This window comes from uncultured Agitococcus sp. (assembly GCF_937920075.1).
Classification (GTDB): Bacteria; Pseudomonadota; Gammaproteobacteria; order Pseudomonadales; family Moraxellaceae; genus Agitococcus.
In genome coordinates this window covers 1-1191 of record NZ_CALETI010000118.1, presented here as the reverse complement: position 1 = coordinate 1191, position 1191 = coordinate 1, and the positions used below count along the sequence as shown (strand labels likewise).

General features: G+C 43.7%; 1 pseudogene. It reads left to right on the top strand.

What is annotated here, in order from left to right:
- A pseudogene (locus Q0212_RS04320) lies at positions 1-1191 on the top strand (hypothetical protein); the annotation flags it as partial.

The following is a 1191-nucleotide window of genomic DNA, read 5'->3' as shown; positions in this document are numbered from 1 at the left end:
TCAAAACTTATCGTTTTTGTAGTCCAAATGGTGGGCGCGTACCCGTTGGCCTAGATGCTATCCCCTGTTTAAAATCAATTACACTTAACCCTGCTCAGATTGATGCGGGCAAAGGGCTAGGTATGAGGGCGACTTGTGAAATCAGATTACAAGACTTTCCACATGATGACATCCGCATTGACCCTTATGTGAATGACCGCACATATATACCCATCAATCAAGGCACTTATTTTGGCAAACTAAAAGCGCGGAATCCATTTTATAATGGCCGAGCTATTCGCATTTATAGCGGCTATCTTAATGATGATGGTTCGTTTAGTTATGCTAAATTTGAGCGCAGGTCGTTTGTTATTGAGGGGTGGGACGGTATCGACCCAACAGGCATTACAAAGATTGTCGGCAAGGACGTTTTAAAATTGGCCAGTGATGATAGGGCGGTTTGTCCGAAGCCTAGCGTGGGTAAACTCAACTTAGATATGACAGCTATTGCCACATCATTTACTGCTACACCAAGCGGCGTTGGTGCTGATTATCCATCGAGCGGCCTTGTGCGAATTGGTGGCGAAGTGATGACCTTTACGCGGTCGGGTGATGTTTTTACAGTCGTTAGAGGTCAACGTAACACACTCGCAACCACTCACAAAGCATTAGACACGGTGCAATTGTGTAAAGAGTACGCAGGACAAACGGCGCAAAATATCGCTTATGACTTGTTAGTTAATTTTGCCAATGTTGACGCTGCTTATATCACCAAATCAGACTGGGACACCGAACAAACAGCATATTTGCCACGCCTTTATAATACGCTACTCACGACACCAACAGGCGTTAGTAAGTTATTAACCGAGCTAACCGAGCAAATAGGATTCTTTTTGTTTTGGGACGAGGTAGCAGAAAAGATACGCTTTCAAACCATTCGCCCAAATTCACCAAGCGAGACAGTCACAGCATTAAACAATAACGAGCATTTACTCGCTGATAGTCTTAGATTACGCGATATTGTTGCGGATAGAGTTAATGAGGTTTGGGTTTATTACGGCGTACTTGACCCGACAAAAAACCTTTCCGAAGATTCTAATTACGCTGTTATTTATGTTGCTTCAAACCTAGCCGACCAATCAGATAACCAAAACCGCGATATACGCATTAAAAAGATTTTGAGTCGATGGATAACAGACCGAGCAGCCGCGA